The sequence below is a fragment of the Lentibacillus cibarius genome, assembly GCF_005887555.1.
Taxonomy (GTDB): domain Bacteria; phylum Bacillota; class Bacilli; order Bacillales; family Amphibacillaceae; genus Lentibacillus; species Lentibacillus cibarius.
The window spans coordinates 2,989,009-3,007,247 of record NZ_VCIA01000001.1; the positions used below are offsets into that span (position 1 = coordinate 2,989,009).

Below are 18,239 nucleotides of genomic sequence, written 5' to 3' on the forward strand. Positions count from 1 at the left end.
AATGAAACCACGCAAACTGACGATGACAGCATTTGGCCCATATAAAGGAACGGAAACGATTAATTTTGCTGAACTTGATGCGTACAATCTGTTTGTCATCTCCGGTAATACTGGTGCAGGCAAGACGACGATTTTTGATGGGATTTGTTTTGCTTTATACGGCAGTGCCAGTGGGTCTGACCGGGAAGACTTCCGGATGTTGCGCAGTGATTTTGCAGATGATGACACGCATACCTCCGTCGAATTAGTATTTGAACTGAAAGGACGCACTTACCGTATTCTCCGTCAGTTAGGCCACATCAAACAAGGCAACAAAACAAAAACTGGTGAACGTTACGAGTTCTATGAACAAGTCGACGGCAAGGAAGTCCCGTGTGTGGACAGGCAAATCGTTTCTGAGATTAATAAACAAGTCGAAGCCATTGTCGGCCTGACCCAGGATCAGTTCAAACAGATTGTCATGCTTCCACAAGGTGAGTTTCGGAAACTATTAACCTCGGAAACGGAAAATAAAGAGGCGATTTTACGCCGGATTTTTAAAACCGAATCGTACAAGCATTTGAATGAACTGCTGAAGCGAAAAAAGGATCACGTCCACGAGCAGTTCACACATGAGAAACAAATGCGTGACCATTATATACAAACGATTCCCGCGACATTGCCGGAGCGTGAGGCGTCACCATTGTTTCAAGTTTTAGCAGAAGATTACTATAATACGAATCAAGTGATCACCGCCCTTGATGAGGAAATGCAATTTTATCAGGAAAAAATCACCGCCGATCAGAAACAATACGAAGAAGCATATAACAAGCATACCGAGAAGCAAACAGCCTTTCATCAAGCTAAAGCAGTGAACGATCGTTTTCAGGAACTAGAACAGAAGCAAAAGCAGCTGCGGGAACTTCAGGAACAAATTCCGGTATACAAAGAAAAAAGGGAGCAACTACAAGCCGCTGAACGCGCGGCGGGCATAGAACCTTACGAAAAACAAGCAGCAGACTGGCGCAGGGAAGAGCAGGAAAAAATAAATGCCCATCAACAGGCACAAACGGCAAATAGGCAGGCGGATAAAAAGCTGGAAGAGGCCCGGTCAGTCTATCAGCAGGAAGAACAGAACAAGCAAAAGCGCGAAGACACCAACAAAAAACTGGACCGACTGCAAGGCTTTCTTCCGGATGTAAAAGAAATCAACGAGCGCAAGCAGGAAATGGAACAGCTGCAAAAACAGACCGAACAAACAGCAGCCAATCTGGAAAAACAGAACACAACACTGCAGCAAAAAAAGGAAGCAGCGGATTCCCTGCATAAAGATATCCAAGTGATGGATGAAGCTGTCAGCCAATTACCCGAGAAGCAAGAAACATTAAACAACATGCGCGATCAGGTAAGAGTGTTGATGAAGTATCTTGACCTGCAAGAAAAAGACACCCGCCTCAATCAAGATGTTCAAGGAAAAGAACAGGCTTTTAACGACATGAAACGAACATATGATGAAGCCGAACAGCGCTGGATGAACGACCAGGCAAGCGTGTTGGCAGCCCATTTACACGACGGACAGCCGTGCCCGGTGTGTGGCAGCAAAGAGCACCCGGATATGGCTGTCAATCAGGACAGCGGTGTGACCAAGGAAAAGCTTGGAACATTGAAGAAACAATTGGATGAGAAAGACCGCCTCTACCGGGACGCGGTGGCGAATTTAAAATCCAATCATGCACAGCTGGAAGAAGCACAAGTTGAGCTGAGCCAACACCAGATGCAAGCAACTGACGCAAAAGCCTTAAAAGAGGATTTATCTAAACAAGGCAAGCAGCTAAGTGATGAAGTGGAAAAATTAAAGCAACAGCGGGAAAAACTGTCGAAAGCGAAAGAAGCACATACAAACGCAATGGAAGAAGTAAAACAGCTCGAAGCGGATAAAGAACAGCTAAACAAAACGTATCATGAAAAAAATGCTGCCTATGAAAAAGCTAAGGCAGTCTATGACGAACGACTGCGCAAGATTCCGGAAGAAGTCCGTGTCTTAACAGAATTGGAGCGGCAAATCAAAGAAACGTCTGACTACAAAACACAGCTTGAACAAGCCTGGGAAAAAGCACAGCAGCAATTCCAAGAGGCAAAAGACGAACAGACAAAAGCAGCTGCTAATCTTGCCAATAGTAAACAGCAGCTAGCTGATACCGAAGAAAAACGGAAAACAGCGGAATCATCGTTTAAAGAAGCCTTGGCACATGCACAGTTTGCATCAGAAAAGGCCTACCAGGAAGCAAAAATGAACCAATCCGAGCGAGACAAACGAAAAGAAGAAATCGATCAGTTTAATGAACAACGTGCAGCACTCGAACAGACTGTCACCGAATTGCAGGAACAGCTGAAAGATAGTGCCAAAGCAGACTTGACAGCCATGCAAGCAGAACTTGATCAATTGAAGCAGGCTTATGAAGCAGCACTGCAGCAATTAAATTTATCGAAAAAATATGCGGAAGGTGCAGCTGATTTGCGAATGAATATCTTAGAGGCAAATGAAAAACTGGCTGCAAGTGAAAAAGAACTGGCGACGATTACTGACTTGCATGACGTGCTGCGCGGACAGAATGAGCAAAAGATTTCCTTTGAACGTTATTTGCAGATTGAATACTTGGAGCGGATTATCGATGCAGCCAACGGACGGCTGAAAGACCTCTCCAATGGCCAATTTTATCTGATGCGAAGCGACCGGCAGGAGTCTCACGGTAAACAGAGTGGTCTGGCGCTTGATGTTCATGACGCGTATACCGGCCAAACGAGGGATGTCAAATCCTTGTCAGGTGGGGAAAAGTTTAACGCGTCTCTAAGTCTAGCATTGGGTATGTCGGATGTGATCCAGAGCTTTCAAGGGAATATCCGGATTGACACGATGTTTATTGATGAAGGGTTCGGATCACTTGATGAAGAGTCATTGAACAAAGCGATCGAGACATTAATCGACCTGCAAAAATCCGGCCGTATGATTGGTGTCATTTCCCACGTGCAGGATTTGAAGACAATCTTCCCGGCTCGGCTTGATGTGGTGAAGACGAAAGAAGGGTACAGTAAGACAGATTTTGTGGTGAACTAAGAACAAAGGGGCAAGCGCCCAGGCTAAGAACGTGACGTCCTTTCCTGGCGCTTGCATTAGCACGTCCTGTGCCAATGACGGTGCTGAGGGAGAAGCCTTAGTATGGATTCCATTAATGGTCTTAAGTTAAGACAAAGCAAGCCGATATCCCGGACCAATTTGATGATCCAGGCGCAACTTTTGTAATATATATTCGTGACAACATGTATCAATTAACTTTTGGTTAAAATACCCCTTGTTTAATCTTTGCTTCAACTTGGGGCAAATGGCAGACCATCCGCTACCTTAATATCCGGAATCCTTTGATGTAAGGTTATCCAACATATGATAATCATACCTTTTCAAGGGCGTTTCCGCGGGACCTTCGATGACTTCCCCGGTGTATGAGAACCTAGAACCATGACACGGGCAATCCCAGCTTCTTTCTGCTCCATTCCAACCTACCTCACAGCCAACATGCGTGCAGGTAGTGTCAACAACGTATACATTTCCTTGCTTATCCTTATAGGCGCCTTTTCTTTCCCCTTTTATCATAATAACAGCACCTTCGTCGATAGATAAGTTCTTAAGTTTGTCATCGGGTAATTCTATCTTACCTTTGACCAGCTGACCGACAACATTGGCATTATCAACTAGAATATTTTTTAGGCCAGGTTTTGCGTTGAATCTTAATGGCGTGAATAGATCAGCATAGGTATTTCCATCCCCTGTTACCAGGTCCGTCAGTAATAAGGCTGCTGCCGTTCCATTAGACATCCCCCACTTTCTAAAGCCGGTTGCGATGAGTGTATGTGGTTGATTGGCGGTTATTTTTCCGATAAAAGGAACCTTGTCAAGTGTGATAAGATCCTGGGCCGACCAGCGATAGACAACCTGATCGAGTCCAAATGTTTTTTGTCCAAAGTCCTCCAAAGCCTGGTAATGTTTCATGGTGTCTTCCCCTTGGCCGGTCTTATGGCTTTCACCAACAATCAACACCATGTTTTCGCCATTTATTTCAACAGAACGCAGGGAGCGTGTCGGCTGGCCTACGCTAATGTACATGCCGCCGGGAAATTTCTTTTTAGTTTTTGCTGCCAAAATATACGATCGGCTGGCGTGCATTCTTGCGGAATATAATCCTGTGCCTTCATAAAAAGGGAAATGGGAACAGACGAGCACTTTATCCGCCTTAATCTCTTTTCCATTTCGTGTCATGACTTTGGTCTCTTTATCCGAGTTAATATTGACTGCGGTGGTGTTTTCATAAATATAGGCGCCTTTGGCATGCATTTTTTGCACCAATTTGGATAAATATTTCGTTGGGTGAAACTGCGCCTGATTTTTCATAACAAGCGCTTTTTTTACCTTGATATCTGTTAAGGGTAAGCTGTCAATTAGTTCTCCGTCAATACCAAGTCTGTCGTAAGCCTTTGCTTCTTTTTTCAACTTGTGTATATCTTCATCAGATGTGGCATAAAGGTACGCATCCTGTTTCCTAAAATCACAATCTATTTCCTGTTGTTCTACCATGTTTTGAATAAATTGAAGAGCTTCCAGGTTGGCGCGATAATATTTTTTTGCTTTCTTTTCACCAATATTTTGAATGAGTTCATCATAAATCAGACCATGCTGTGCTGTGACTTTTGCTGTTGTATGCCCTGTTGTTCCATGTAGTAATGTGTCCGAATCGAGCAGAGCTACCTTATATCCTTTTTCAGTTAGTAGATAGGCTGAGGTTATACCTGCGATCCCACCACCAACAATCGCAACATCAACCTTCCTATTTTCCTCTAAACTAGGGAAAGCCGGGAGATCGACACCCTCTAGCCAGTACGATTTCGATTCCTGTGGCAATCCCTTGTCGTCATATTCAGTCATGTTGGTGCCTCCTTATATGTTCGTGGTGTTATTTTTCTCTAATAGGAAAGTTATATGCAGGACATTGGTTTTACACTGGAAAATTGGGTAATTTTAAAGTGTAAAGGCCTTTTATAACCCCAGGCATAATGTCTGATGAATAAGAATCCTATATGGGCTTTCACCGATTACTCCGGGGGCTGGGGGTGGTCCAGCGTATTTTCGTTTTGTCTTTAACCAATCGACAACATTTTCCATAGGGATAAAACACTAGATTTCTTATTATAAGCATATGTCCAATCAACATGAATCTTTTTTCCATAGGATAGAAGTGAATTCGATTAGGAAGGAGGAACAAAAAATGTCAGCAGGATGTGGATATGGTGGGGGATTCGCCCTCATTGTCGTCTTGTTTATACTGTTAATCATTGTCGGTACTTCTTTTGGAGGATACGGCGGATACGGTTATTAATTTGTAATTGCAAGAGGCGTTCTGTTGAGAATGTCTCTTGCATATAAATGCCTAACTTTGACACCAGAGATGCCATTTTTACGATAAAAAGAGTGAGTTGCCATACTTAGCTTAGGCCTAATGGTCGAAGAGGTAACCAAACAAATGGCTTTCTTACTTAGAAAAGGAGTCTTTTTTATTAGTTGATATGCCATTTATACGGATTATGATGTGTCATCCTCAAAAAATCCTAAAGCAATGCCATAATCCATGCAGCTTTTACAAATGTTTTTGGCATGTCTTGAACTCCGCGTTTTTCTAAAATTATCCTTGTTGAGAGGTATTTCATTCCAGTTTTCGTTAAAACTATACATGACACATTTGAAACAAGGAGTGAAAGTGCCATGTTAAAACTGGAAACAGAGATTGAAGGGAAAAGGGCTTTTTTTGGGGATGTTTTCAAGGTATTTCGGTCCAATGGTTATACATTATGTGGGAATTGGGAATATGACCGTGGGAAGTTTGATATGGTGTTGTGCCGGGAAGGCGGCGAAACGATTTATATTCGAGTCCCTTTCAGTGTTTTGGAAGGGGAACTGGACAAGCCTGATGCTTATCTGGAGTTTCGTACACCATATGTAATCAAGCATGTCGTCAACACTGGTCTTGAATGGGATCAAAACGCTTTGTTGACCACCACCGGATTTAGTCAATTTCAAGAACCTCTCGATAAGGATGGAAACATCACGGATAAAAGCAGATGGGAAGCTGCAGGCGAACAAGAGGTGCAGGAAGTCATGCAATACCTGGAACCAGAGATATCTTGATATGCTAAACGGACACGCACGTGGATGAAAGGGAATGGGGAAAAGCGAGTTTAACTAACAAGTTGTATACCCCCACTGCTAAACATGGTTAAACTACATACGTGAAGGTGGGGGTTAAATAATTTGACTGATCATCACACGACGCCCCTTGAAAAAGAAAAGTACTTTTCTTTTTCGGGGGGGATGTGTCGTGGCGCGGTTGTGCGTCGTCCGCCTCTAATTAATGGCACATCGTTTTCCTTTTTAACGATTTTATACTTCCGTTGCGCTATGTTGATCGTGCAATGCTGTGTTGTTTTTCCCAGCCGAAAAACGTGGGTACCCTGTTACGATAGCGATGATTCCGGCGATTCCGAGCAGTATTGGGTAGATACAATAAGGCATGATCGAAACGGGTGATATGGAAGCAACGCCAGCGACCGCCAGCAGTTGGGCGCCATATGGCAAAATCCCTTGAAAAGCACTTCCGAAAATATCCAGCGTGCTTGCCGATCGGCGCAGGTCAACCCCAAATCGTTCGGAAATTTGTTTCGCTAATGAGCCAACACTGATAATGGCGATGGTGTTGTTAGCGGTTGATACGTCAAATACACTGACAAGACCGGCAATACCAGCTTCGGCACCTTTTCTTGAATTAATTCGCTTACTAATCGTGTACAGTAGGAAATCAATCCCGCCATTCACGCGAACGAGTTCAATCAGTCCACCAAGTAAAACGGCTAACAAGGCTAACTCCTGCATACCGGCCATGCCATCGCCAAGCAGCTTCATTAATCCCATCACATCGAAAGTCCCGTAAACAAATCCAACTGCTCCAGCGAACACAATTCCACCGATTAACACATATATGACATTGACACCAGCAACGGCAAAAATGAGAACAGCAAGATAAGGTAGCACCTTGACCAGATCATATGGGTGATCTCCACTAATCGATCCGCCGGCATTCCAAGTCAAGACACCAAAAATGACGGCAGTCACAATGGCTGCTGGAAGGGCAATAAAGATGTTCACCTTAAATTTGTCGCTCATCTTGACAGCCTGTGTTCTCACAGCAGCAATCGTTGTATCCGAAATAATGGATAAATTATCCCCGAACATCGCACCACTGATAATAGCGCCTAAAATTAATGGCGTGCTCATCCCAGTCTGATCGGCGAGACCGACACCAATTGGGGCAAGCGCAACGACCGTTCCGACAGAAGTTCCCATGGAAATCGAAATAAAGCAGCCGATAACAAACAAGCCAACAATCAGCAAGCTTCCAGGCACGAACGTCAGACCAAGATTGACGGTTGATTCAACAGCACCAACCCCCTCGGCAACTGCAGAGAATGCACCGGCCAACAGGTAAATGATGACCATAAGCATAATGTTCGGATGTCCCGCCCTTTGGTCAGGTAATCCAATTTCTCGTTAAAATCTATTTTTCTATTCATGAACAATGCAACCAATACAGCAATAAATACCGCAACAAGTACCGGCAGCTTATAAAAGTCTCCACTGACTACACCGGAGCCGATAAATAGAAACAGAAAAATGATAAATGGTATTAAAGCCGATGCACGTCCTTTGTTCAAATCTGATGTGTTCATTTCTCTTCCCCCTATTTGTTGTATTTTTGTGGATTCAAGGGTTTTGGAAAATAGTAGAATGGTATTCCCGTTACAGATACCTTAGGCTGCTCGGCATTTTTTCATATAAAAATAAAAAAACCCTCCGTTTTGGAAGGCGTTAGTCCGAACACCTTATCTCTCAAAACGCTTGAAACGCGATTTGCTGGAATTGGCACCTTACAATTATTTCTGCAGGTTGCCGGGCTTCATAGGGCCAGATCCCTCAGCCGCTCTGGATAAGTAATATGAAATTAGTTGATTGATAGAAAGTGTACTACACGATAACAGAAATGTCAATGAATAGTTGGTGGTCCACTATTTTATGTTAAATTTAACACAATTTTAAAAATGAGTTATTATTATAATAAAGGGGGAGAGATTTATGGGGATAACGATATTTTACATTGGATTCCTTGCCTCACTCTTCGGTTTTATCAGTTGGAGAAAGTTCCGAAAATGGAAGGCTGAACGTCAGAATCCATCAAAACAATGGGAAGGAAAAAGCCCCAACGATCGCAAAAAGTCTATGGAAGAATTGGAACAAGACAATCTTAAATATAGGGGCATGGGTCAAATACCACCAGGGATGTAATATTAATAATTTCCCATCTTCAGCGGTTTGATAAAATATTGAATAATAATGAAATAGTCAATGACTTAAGTAAAATGCTGTTTAATATAAAAAAAGGATTGATGTGTAAATTTACGTTAGAAAGTTAGCTAATCCATTAGTGGACGCCATTCCAGAATAAGACTTGGCGTCCATTCCATACATCATACCCATACGACCGGGTACTTCCTGAGTAGAAGTGTGCGTCCAAATTTAATATAAGGAAATAATCCAGAAAGTTATGTGTTAAATTCGAGCATGAACATAGTTATCTTAAAAAGGCTCAAGGGGAGGAATAAACATGAAAACAGATGAAGCGAATAATCACTTTGTTGCCGGTAATGCTGAAGAGCTGCTTTCTGCATTAGAGAATAAAGAGCCATATATATTAATTCCGAAGTATTTCAAAGGAAAATTTCTGGAAAATACACAATTACCATTGACAGAGAAAGAACAAATGGGGTTTGAATTAGGTTCTCGTGGTACAGCAAACTTATTATCTAGTCCTTTATTTCATTTCATAAACTGGCTTAGTAAAGATAGCAAACAACAAAAAAGGATAGACAGTAAAATTCGTAAGTACACACTTAAAGAGCAAGGAGATCATCTTCTTTTATATTTGCGTCAATTAGATTATTAAAAGGACACCGGTGAAATTGAAAGGGGATGTAAGTTTGATCGGTGATAATGTAGCAAAAACGCCCCCGGTATTTAAGAAAAAATTGGGTGTGTATAATGATTAGTTGAATAGAGTTTTATTTGAATTAAGTATTTTAGGTGGGCGATGTTTTTTGAAAAGAAATAGTTTTATCTTTGTTATAACTTCACTACTGGTATTGTTAATCACAGGTTGTGAAGTGGAAGAGCTATCCAAGGAGAAGGAACAGATACAACGGAATTCATTCAATGGTGATAGTAAATATTGGAGTTTAAACGAGTATGAATTGAAAATTGAAGATAACGAAATATTCGCTGGAAATGGAGAACTACAATACAAAGCTGAGGGGAATATTACTGATTATATTTCATTTAAAATGATTGCAGTTATCAATGATGAAAAGGTCGAATTACAAGGGATGAAAAATGTTAGCTCGGTATCAAATTTTAATAATATAGAAACTGGTAGTGCTACACAGGAAATACCTATGATTAAAGGGGAAGAAATAAGGCTTACAGATATAGATGATTATTATGGAATTATAGAATGGATGTCATCAGAAGGGAAGCGAAAGAGCGAGAAAATAAATACCTTTTAGGATGATAAAGGCCCTATATTTAACTAATGAGCAATGGGCGCGTGATAACCTAATAATTTTGCGCCTGAATTGGGCACAATGCTTTAATAAGGATTATTGCTCTATATTAAAGAATAGGGACAGCTTTGTAGTAGATCTGAATTACCTTAAAGTGATAAAGTTTCTTAAACTTAAATGTCAATGGACTTTAATATACCGCGGTTAAAGGGAGGGTAATTATGTTTCAGAAATACACCATTTTTGTGATATTTGTACTGTTACTAATAATATCTGCTTGTTCATCGCAATCAGATGATGAAAAAGTTTCCTTCCAAGATCAAGTGAATGAAGCATTGGGGACGAAAGTGTTTATCCCTAAAATGAACGATTATCCTATTACGTTAGCGGAAATCCGCCACTCACCAACTGACGATAAAAACAGTTTAATCGTTCGATACTCTAAGGAAAAGGGTGAATTAAGAGACGAATCATACAAGAAAAAATACGAGGATAACACGAATGCTGATGTATTATATGGAATTTATGGCGGTGAACCTTTAATATTTAGAATGACTTATCATAATGGAAAAGCTAATTCTCAACCTAGTGACTCCAAGACCATTAATGGTATTCATGTACAATATCATAAAGTTGAACGTAATAATGCAAAAGTGTTATTGGTTTCATTTAATGCGGGAGATGGCTCCTATTTATTGGAATTTAATCTACAAGATGAATTAACACAGGAAAAATCATTTGAGATTGTAGAGTCAATGGCGGAGGAAGTAAGTAAATAGAAGGAAAAAATGTTTAACCGAAGACGACCTACATAAAAAACCGGACTTCCTTAAATAAGGGTCCGGTTTCGGTTTATTTGGCAAAGCGGTGGTTTCCGATGGTCACTGTTGTTTCGCGTGAGGAAATCCAGTCGCTTTGTGCAGTTTTTGGGTTATAGAAATAGAGTGATTGACTTCCTTGCCCTTTATATGCGATGGCTTCATTTACAGCTTGCATGTCCTCTGCGTGGTATCCTTCATTAATAGCGCCGTTTTCAACAGGGCTAAAAGCATAGTGTCCCTTTACATTTTCATAAATAACCCCTCTTATCGAATTAGGAAAGTCTTTATGATCCACTCGGTTAAGAACTACTGTGGCTACCGCTACTTTTCCAGCATAAGGTTCGCCCTTAGCTTCCGCGTGTACAAGTTTAGCCATCAACTTCTTATTTTCGTCTGAAACAGAGTTTGGAACGTTAATTATTTCTCCCGCATACAGAAGATAACCGGTACGATTGTTAGCAATTTGCAAGTTTGCTAGCGTTACGTTGAATTTATTAGCAATTAACCAGAATGAATCCCCTTTTTGTGCTTTATAGGAAGCGGCATCGGCACCGTGTGGAATAGCTAAAATGATAAATGTGATGAATACTACACTTAGCACGTTTTTAAATTTGCTCCTCATTGTTGTCCCTCCTGCTAAGGTCTCATACTAAAAGACTACTAGATGTAATATTCCTTAGCATTCACCAATAATTACCTGTATTAAGTCGCATCTTGTCATCCGCGTGCGATCAAGTATTACATTTACATGTGGTAATAAATTCCTGGATTGTAAAAATTCAAATTTATGGAAGTGAAGGAATATGGAGGATGAACTATAACAAATGTTGCATCATTGTTACGGCCGGGCCCACTTTGCCCCGTGGCGAAAGTCGCGCGGCCCGGCCCGAAAGTTGCGCAACCGGGTGCGGAAAGGTCCCCAATGTCCAAATCCATACATGATTTGTCCATCTTCTGAATAGCTATAAAGAAAGAACGACTAGCAGGAGGAGACAGTATGCTGCAACTTATTCTGGAGCTGTTCACGAGTGAGCAAACAGCGAAAGACATTTTAGCAAATCCAACTACCGAATTGATTTTTATGATTTTGTTTACCACTTTCTTCCTCGCCATTTTGGTCCATATCAGCTTATTTACTCGACTGAAAAAAATACGAAACTATATTGATACAACCAATCGATTGGATATGGAGCCGCTAAGCACATTTAAAGCGGAGTATGACCGGGTTCGGCAGGAAGAGCCAGTCAAGCCGGAAACGTTTGTGCAGGAGAAGTTTTCCGGCTGGCGTGTTTTTAACGTGCCGGTTGTTAATCTCATTAAAATGGTGCAGATGACCGTTTCTGTCTTTATATTGATTGGTGTGCTGGGGACGTTTATCGGCCTGACCATCTCGCTTGGAAGTATCAACGGTGCGGGTGGTCAATTGGTGGAAAATGTTGCTGCCGTCCTGCCAGGTATTGATGTGGCATTTTATACGAGTATTGCCGGGATGGGGCTGTCCTTGGCGATGACTGTGCTGACGAAAGTGTTTAATACAGAACATATGCTTACAGATCTGATGTTAAAATTCGAATCCCAATTGGAAGCAACAGAACAGGATGGGATGAACCGGCTAATTGACGTGTCGGAATCTATCAACCAATCAATCCAGTATCTACAGGAAACGAATCAGCAGTCACTAACGGGTATTGAACAGGCATTTGCGGGATTTCAGGAGTATACAAGCGGTTTGCAGCAATCGGCAAAAGATTTGGCGGCTTTTAACGACGGGCTTGCTAGCAACTTGGAGACATTCCAGGAATTGTTTGCGCATATGAAAGAGGTGACGGATGGATTCGGCGAGTCCACCGCCAAGCTAAACGATAATTTTGATACGTTGTTTGTTTATTTTAAAAAGATGGATCGTAACCACGAGCAAATGGCTCAAACAATGGAGAACACGTACGAACGGATAAAAGACGTGTCGGAAACGCAGGCAAACACGCTACAGCAGTTTGAGAAGTCAGCTGAGGAGTTAAAATCATTTACTTCTTCCATCTTGGAGGAGCAGCAATCGATGCACACGGCTTTTGAAAAAATCACGCAAAAAACGAATGACCTGGCGGAAAAAATGGGCGCGCATAATAAAGAATTTAAGCAGGTGTTTGGATCGGACCTTAGTGCGAAACTGTCAGGCATCATCACAGCCGTTCGTGAATTATCCAAGGACTTCGAAAAAATGGGCGGTTCGATTAGTCAATTACCTGAGGCGCTGGAAGTTATTAATCAAACCCAAGCGGAGTATAAACACCTTTTATCCGAGCGTTTTGACGATTTGAAAGAATTTAACCGGACGTTCAACAATCACCTGAAAGCTCATTCCGAGGAATCCAAGGACTTTGAACGGCAAATGCGGGATGCGGCGCAAACTCATGAGCGGCTTGGCACGCAAAATAATCAACTTATTAATGAGATAAACAAAACGATTTCCCAAATGAACCATTCATTCCAGCAGCGCGAAAACCAAGTCGAAGCAAGTATGGATGCTATAAAAAAGACACTCAGTGATTATGTGGCTAATCTGGAGGGCAAACTTGGGGAGAAATTGGATAAGGTTGCGCGCAACATTGATGATTCGGTCGATATGACGAATGATGGTCTCAAGAAGGAATTTCAGGAGATTCGGCGTCTGTCTGAAGAAGTCCAGCAAAACAATGCCCGTTACATCCAGCAAACACTGAGGGATCTAGGCCGGGAGATAGAAGAACTAAACCGGCAGTTGAATCGTATGGGGCAGCAGCCTGAAAATAATAGTGGCAGGTTGAGACAAAATGAATACTAAATACCAGCGTCTTTTTAAGAAAGAGCAGGATGAAGGGCATTTTTGGCCATCTTTTACCGATCTGTTGACCATTATTTTGCTATGTTTCATCTTAATTTTCATTGCGATGATGATTATTAAATCCTTGCAGATAGAGGAAATGAAAAAGACCATCGACCAAATCATGGGGGTTCGTTCTAAGCTAGTTAATGAGCTACAGACCGAATTCAATGATTCAGCCCTTGGGATTGAAGTGGATAAGGAGACAGGTGCGATTATTTTTGATACAGAAATTCTATTTGCCTACAATAAGTCGGAATTAAAGCCGGATTCCTTCCAGTTTTTAGATGAATTTGTTCCTAAGTATTTGGATATTTTGTTGCAGAGCGGCTATGAAGACTATGTGGCGGAAATTATTATCGAAGGCCATACCGACCGCGATGGCGGCTATTTATATAACCTCGAGCTCTCACAGGACAGAGCATACAGTGTGGCGGAATATATTTTGAGCGACGATTTTCCATATAAAAATATTCAACAGCACCTGAAGGATAAACTAACCGTCAACGGCAAATCCTATACCGACTTCCGGACGGATGACGCAGGCAATTACAGTGCCAAAGCCTCCCGAAGAGTAGAATTTAAGTTTCGATTGAAAGATGAGGAAATTCTTAAGAAGACACGAGAGATTTTGAAGGAGTAAGACCTGGTGGAAGTCGTTTTCGCTGAAGTTGTCACAGATTTCGCTGAAGTTCACTGTATTTCCGCTGAAGTTGTCACAAAATCGGCTGAAGTTCACTATTTTTTCGCTGAAGTTGTCACAAATTTGGATGGAAATCCCAGGTTCCAGATGTAGTACGGCAAAACTCGCGCGGCCCGGGCCTAAAGTCGCGCGAAAGCAAATAATAGATTGAAAAACAATCACCCTGCCAGCGGTCCCGCATGCAGGGTGATTGTTTTTCGCGGGGCAAGAGGGGCAGGATCCATGTCCCGGTGATGTACTCGCCCGTAGAGCATGATTTCTATTTTTACGGGCAACAATAAAAGGACTCAACCTATATGGATACGCATGAAGCGATCCTCCCCCTAACAAGTATGAGCTCACTTGAATGTTTTTGATTGAAATTGATTTTTTGTGATTGATTTTTGCAATCGTTTTCGATATACTTTACTTGAAAGAAAGTGGTGGGAGGTGGATCATGCTTACAAGTGAACGTCATCAACGGATCATGGATTTAATCAAACAAAAACAAACCGTTACCATTCAGGATGTTGCCGTGGTAACTGGCGCATCGGAGTCCACCATTCGTCGTGATTTAACTGAGCTGGAAAACCGGCAAAAACTGCGGCGCATTCATGGTGGTGCGACGATTCATAAACAAATAAGCAGTGAATCAAGTGTTGGTGAAAAATCAGCCAAAAACAATCAGGAAAAAACAGCAATTGCCAAACACGCGGCATCACTTGTCGCGGAAGGGGATTGTATTTTCCTGGATGCCGGAACAACGACAACAAAGATGATTCCTTATTTGCAAGGGAAACAGGTAACCGTTGTCACCAATGGCCTTACACATATGGATTCACTTGAGGAAAATGGGATACCTACCTACCTGACTGGTGGCTATATGAAGTCAAAAACGGGTGCTTTGATTGGCACACAAACCATGGAGACGCTTGGCAACTACCGGTTTGATGCTTGTTTTATCGGGGTGAATGGTTTTGATATCACGTATGGGTATACAACGCCCGATCCCGAAGAAGCAGGGGTTAAACGTACGGCTTTACGCCTGGCCCGTGGTAAATATGTGCTAGCTGACAGCAGTAAATATCAAGGTATCACGTTTGCGGGAATTGCTGCATTAGATGCCGCTTGTTTAATCACAACGTTGACAGATGAGCACATGCTAACAGCGCTAAGAAAACAAACAGAAGTTAGGAGCGTTTCTCCATGATATATACGTGTACCATCACACCGTCGATTGATTACACGACTTATTTACCAACCTTTCGAACCGGCGACTTAAATCGCACGGAACATGTTGCGTATTATCCCGGTGGAAAGGGGATTAATGTATCCCGCGTGTTAAGCAGGTTGCGTGCAGATACGACGGCGCTGGGATTTGTCGGCGGATTTACCGGGGGTTATATAGAGACGTTTTTACAGAATGAAGGAATCTTGACCGACTTTGTTCACACCAGTGAGACGACGCGGATTAATGTGAAAATAAAAGCAGATGAAGAAACGGAAATAAATGGTCCGGGCCCGGTTCTCGAGGAAAGGCTGCAAGCGCAATTATTTTCCAAACTACAGTCACTACAACAGGGGGATACGTTCGTGCTTGCCGGGCGGATTCCAAACAGCATTCCGGATGCCTTTTTAGATAAAGTCGGCGAACTGTGCCAATCGCGAGGCGTGCATTTTGTTGTGGATACATCCGGCCCAAGGTTAAAAAAGCTCGCTAAGCAGCAACCATTTTTAATGAAACCGAATCAGGAAGAGTTAGGCGAGATGTTTGATACAACGATTCATGATCGGCACGAGGCACATGCCTGCGCAGAGCAATTAGTGGCACAGGGGATAACCAATGTAATCGTTTCGATGGGGGGAGCAGGCGCGCTCTTTGTAAATAGCGAAACGGCAGTAGCAGCAGTGGCCCCTGAAGGTCATGTGCAGAACACAGTTGGTGCGGGTGATTCGGTTGTCGCCGGGTTCCTAGCCTTCTATGAAAAAGGAGCAAGTGTGAAGGACGCTTTTCAATTTGGTGTCGCTTGTGGCAGTGCGACAGCCTTTTCAACTGATTTATGTGAACGACAGCAGGCAGAAGCATTGCGCCAAACGGTAAAACTCTCCACGATGAACAAGGATGTGAGATAAATGAAGATAACCGAGCTCTTAAAGAAAGATACGCTCATACTCGATTTAGAAGCTAATACGAAAGAAGACGTATTAAATGAATTAGTCGGAAAACTGGATGCGGCCGGGAAACTATCTGATGTGGAAAGCTTCAAACGCGATATTTGGCGCCGGGAGGAAGAAAGCACAACAGGTATTGGTGAAAGTGTCGCTATTCCGCATGCGAAATCTGCCGCAGTGGAAACGCCGGCCATTGCGTTTGGACGCTCTAGCGATGGGATAGATTTTGCCTCCCTCGACGGACAGCCGGCCCATCTTTTTTTCATGATTGCGGCAAGTGAAGGGGCAAACAATGACCATTTAGAGGCACTTTCCCGGTTGTCAACGTTTTTGATGGATACCTCATTCCGGGATAAACTATATGCGGCAACGACAACAGAAGAAATCATTCAAGCAGTCAATGCCAAAGAAGCGGAAGTTGAAGGGGAAGCGGAGGATAGTTCCGACGACGCTACCGCTAAGCTGCTAGCCGTTACAGCGTGTCCAACTGGTATCGCACATACGTACATGGCTGCTGAAAAATTACAAGAAACCGCTAATGACTTAGGGTTAGCTATTAAAGTTGAAACGAACGGATCAAGCGGTGTCAAAAATAGGCTGACAAAAGAAGAAATCGACCAAGCAGATGCCATCATCGTTGCAGCAGATACTCAAGTAGAAATGGCGCGTTTTGACGGTAAGCCGGTTATCCAAACAGGGGTTGGCAAGGCCATCCATGAGGCAGAAGATTTGTTAAAACAAGCCTCCTCCCAAAACGATGTCTCCATCTATCATCATGAGGGTGGAAAAAGTGAAGATGAAGAAAAGGGCGAACGCACCGGTTTTTATAAACACTTGATGAATGGTGTTTCCAACATGCTGCCATTTGTAGTGGGCGGCGGTATTTTAATTGCCCTTTCCTTTTTCTGGGGAATTAATGCTTCTGATCCCGACAGCCCCGAATACAATGCGTTTGCGGCGATGTTGAATGAAATTGGTGGCGGTAAGGCGTTCTTCCTTATGGTGCCAGTACTGTCCGGTTTTATCGCGTCAAGTATCGCTGAACGCCCAGGCTTTGCGCCGGGCATGGTCGGAGGTCTGATCGCAACAACGGTTTCCGGTGCCTCAGGTGCATCCGGTGGGTCAGGATTTCTGGGCGGATTAATTGCTGGTTTTCTAGCCGGTTATGTGACCCTGTTTGTGAAAAAAGCATTCAGCCGTTTGCCGGATGCGTTAGAAGGATTAAAACCGGTATTATTTTACCCGCTTTTCGGTATTGCTTTGACAGGAATCATTATGATGCTTATCAATCCGCCATTGACCCAGTTGTATACTGGCTTAACGCACTTTTTGGAAAGTATGGGCGGAACCAATCAACTGCTTGTCGGACTGATTATTGGTGCGATGATGGCATTTGATATGGGTGGACCACTCAATAAGGCGGCATATACATTCGGTATTGCCATGCTTGATGCGGGAAATTATACGTTTATCGCTGCGGCTATGGCGGGTGGAATGGTGCCACCGCTCGGGGTTGCGCTGGCTACCTCACTATTTAAAAATCGTTTTACGAAACAGGAACAAGAAGCTGGGAAAACTGCCTATGTACTAGGGGCCTGCTTTATTACAGAAGGGGTTATCCCATTTGCAGCGGCTGACCCCGCTCGCATTATTCCGGCGACCGTTACAGGTGCAGCGGTAACTGGTGGATTGACCATGCTGTTTGATATTGGGCTGCGCGCCCCACATGGCGGCATATTTGTAATGGGGCTGGTAGAAGGTGGTGCAGGTACCATACTTCTTTATGCAGTATCAATCATTATTGGTGCCATTGTTACGGCGTTGCTAGCAGGCTTATTGAAGAAGCGCATAAGGTAGTAGTGCCACTTTCGAAATGCGCTGGGTTGTGGTACGGGCTTTAAAATAGATGGTACATCATTTAAAAATGGTACATCATTTAAAAAAGAGTCTGTTTACTAAATCGTCATGATCGCCGACGACTCCACCGAGAAAAGGGCATTTATAACGCAAATGA

Annotated in this window: 14 protein-coding genes, 1 pseudogene and 1 riboswitch; of the genes and pseudogenes, 12 read left to right on the forward strand and 3 right to left on the reverse strand. The window is 42.9% G+C overall.

All coding sequences use genetic code 11. The features are described from left to right. Position 1 precedes the first annotated feature (1 nt). On the forward strand, positions 2-3,094 hold the full coding sequence (locus FFL34_RS14700) for an AAA family ATPase (RefSeq protein ID WP_138604090.1): 3,093 nt from the start codon (positions 2-4) through the stop codon (positions 3,092-3,094). A 285-nt stretch (positions 3,095-3,379) separates the two neighbouring features. Here FFL34_RS14700 and FFL34_RS14705 read toward each other — a convergent pair whose 3' ends face one another. Then, entirely contained in the window at positions 3,380-4,954 is a 1,575-nt protein-coding gene (locus tag FFL34_RS14705; protein ID WP_138604091.1) for an FAD-dependent oxidoreductase, read from the reverse strand. Between the two features lie 340 nt (positions 4,955-5,294). Between FFL34_RS14705 and FFL34_RS14710 the strand changes: the two genes are divergently transcribed. Both FFL34_RS14710 and FFL34_RS14715 read left to right on the forward strand, forming a co-directional pair. Next, entirely contained in the window at positions 5,295-5,405 is a 111-nt protein-coding gene (locus tag FFL34_RS14710) for a YjcZ family sporulation protein (protein WP_138604092.1), read from the forward strand. Positions 5,406-5,788: 383 nt separating this feature from the next. After that, complete coding sequence (locus FFL34_RS14715) at positions 5,789-6,211, forward strand: YugN family protein (RefSeq protein WP_138604093.1); 423 nt, start codon at positions 5,789-5,791, stop codon at positions 6,209-6,211. Positions 6,212-6,463: 252 nt separating this feature from the next. Here the strand turns inward: FFL34_RS14715 and FFL34_RS14720 are convergent. Then, positions 6,464-7,806, reverse strand: a pseudogene (locus FFL34_RS14720) (Na+/H+ antiporter NhaC family protein). Between the two features lie 150 nt (positions 7,807-7,956). Continuing rightward, positions 7,957-8,070: riboswitch (SAM riboswitch) on the reverse strand. Positions 8,071-8,209: 139 nt separating this feature from the next. Between FFL34_RS14720 and FFL34_RS14725 the strand changes: the two are divergent. The 4 genes from FFL34_RS14725 (at position 8,210) to FFL34_RS14740 (ending at position 10,469) form a co-directional block, all read left to right on the forward strand. Beyond that, positions 8,210-8,419, forward strand: a complete 210-nt coding sequence (locus FFL34_RS14725) for a hypothetical protein (protein ID WP_138604094.1) — start codon at positions 8,210-8,212, stop codon at positions 8,417-8,419. 319 nt (positions 8,420-8,738) lie between these two features. Next, on the forward strand, positions 8,739-9,077 hold the full coding sequence (locus FFL34_RS14730) for a hypothetical protein (RefSeq protein ID WP_138604095.1): 339 nt from the start codon (positions 8,739-8,741) through the stop codon (positions 9,075-9,077). 151 nt (positions 9,078-9,228) lie between these two features. Beyond that, positions 9,229-9,693, forward strand: coding sequence for a hypothetical protein (locus FFL34_RS14735; protein ID WP_138604096.1), 465 nt, complete (start codon positions 9,229-9,231; stop codon positions 9,691-9,693). 218 nt (positions 9,694-9,911) lie between these two features. Next, positions 9,912-10,469: a hypothetical protein gene (locus FFL34_RS14740; RefSeq protein WP_138604097.1), complete on the forward strand. Its 558-nt coding sequence runs from the start codon at positions 9,912-9,914 to the stop codon at positions 10,467-10,469. Between the two features lie 73 nt (positions 10,470-10,542). Here FFL34_RS14740 and FFL34_RS14745 read toward each other — a convergent pair whose 3' ends face one another. Continuing rightward, complete coding sequence (locus tag FFL34_RS14745) at positions 10,543-11,133, reverse strand: cell wall hydrolase (protein ID WP_138604098.1); 591 nt, start codon at positions 11,131-11,133, stop codon at positions 10,543-10,545. Between the two features lie 375 nt (positions 11,134-11,508). On the opposite strand from FFL34_RS14745, the gene FFL34_RS14750 reads away from it, so the two are divergent. From FFL34_RS14750 to FFL34_RS14770, 5 genes are all read left to right on the forward strand, one after another. Next, positions 11,509-13,332 (forward strand): MotA/TolQ/ExbB proton channel family protein, encoded by a 1,824-nt coding sequence (locus FFL34_RS14750; RefSeq protein ID WP_138604099.1) that lies wholly within the window; start codon positions 11,509-11,511, stop codon positions 13,330-13,332. Next, positions 13,322-14,014 (forward strand): OmpA family protein, encoded by a 693-nt coding sequence (locus tag FFL34_RS14755; protein WP_138604100.1) that lies wholly within the window; start codon positions 13,322-13,324, stop codon positions 14,012-14,014. The genes FFL34_RS14750 and FFL34_RS14755 overlap by 11 nt, the downstream gene beginning before the upstream one ends. A gap of 496 nt (positions 14,015-14,510) precedes the next feature. After that, the gene (locus tag FFL34_RS14760; RefSeq protein WP_138604101.1) at positions 14,511-15,263 is read left to right on the forward strand and encodes a DeoR/GlpR family DNA-binding transcription regulator; all 753 of its coding nucleotides are present in this window, start codon (positions 14,511-14,513) and stop codon (positions 15,261-15,263) included. Continuing rightward, positions 15,260-16,186, forward strand: a complete 927-nt coding sequence (pfkB, locus tag FFL34_RS14765) for a 1-phosphofructokinase (RefSeq protein WP_138604102.1) — start codon at positions 15,260-15,262, stop codon at positions 16,184-16,186. Before FFL34_RS14760 ends, pfkB begins: the two co-directional genes overlap by 4 nt. Next, on the forward strand, positions 16,187-18,082 hold the full coding sequence (locus FFL34_RS14770) for a PTS fructose transporter subunit IIABC (protein ID WP_138604103.1): 1,896 nt from the start codon (positions 16,187-16,189) through the stop codon (positions 18,080-18,082). Positions 18,083-18,239 lie beyond the last annotated feature (157 nt).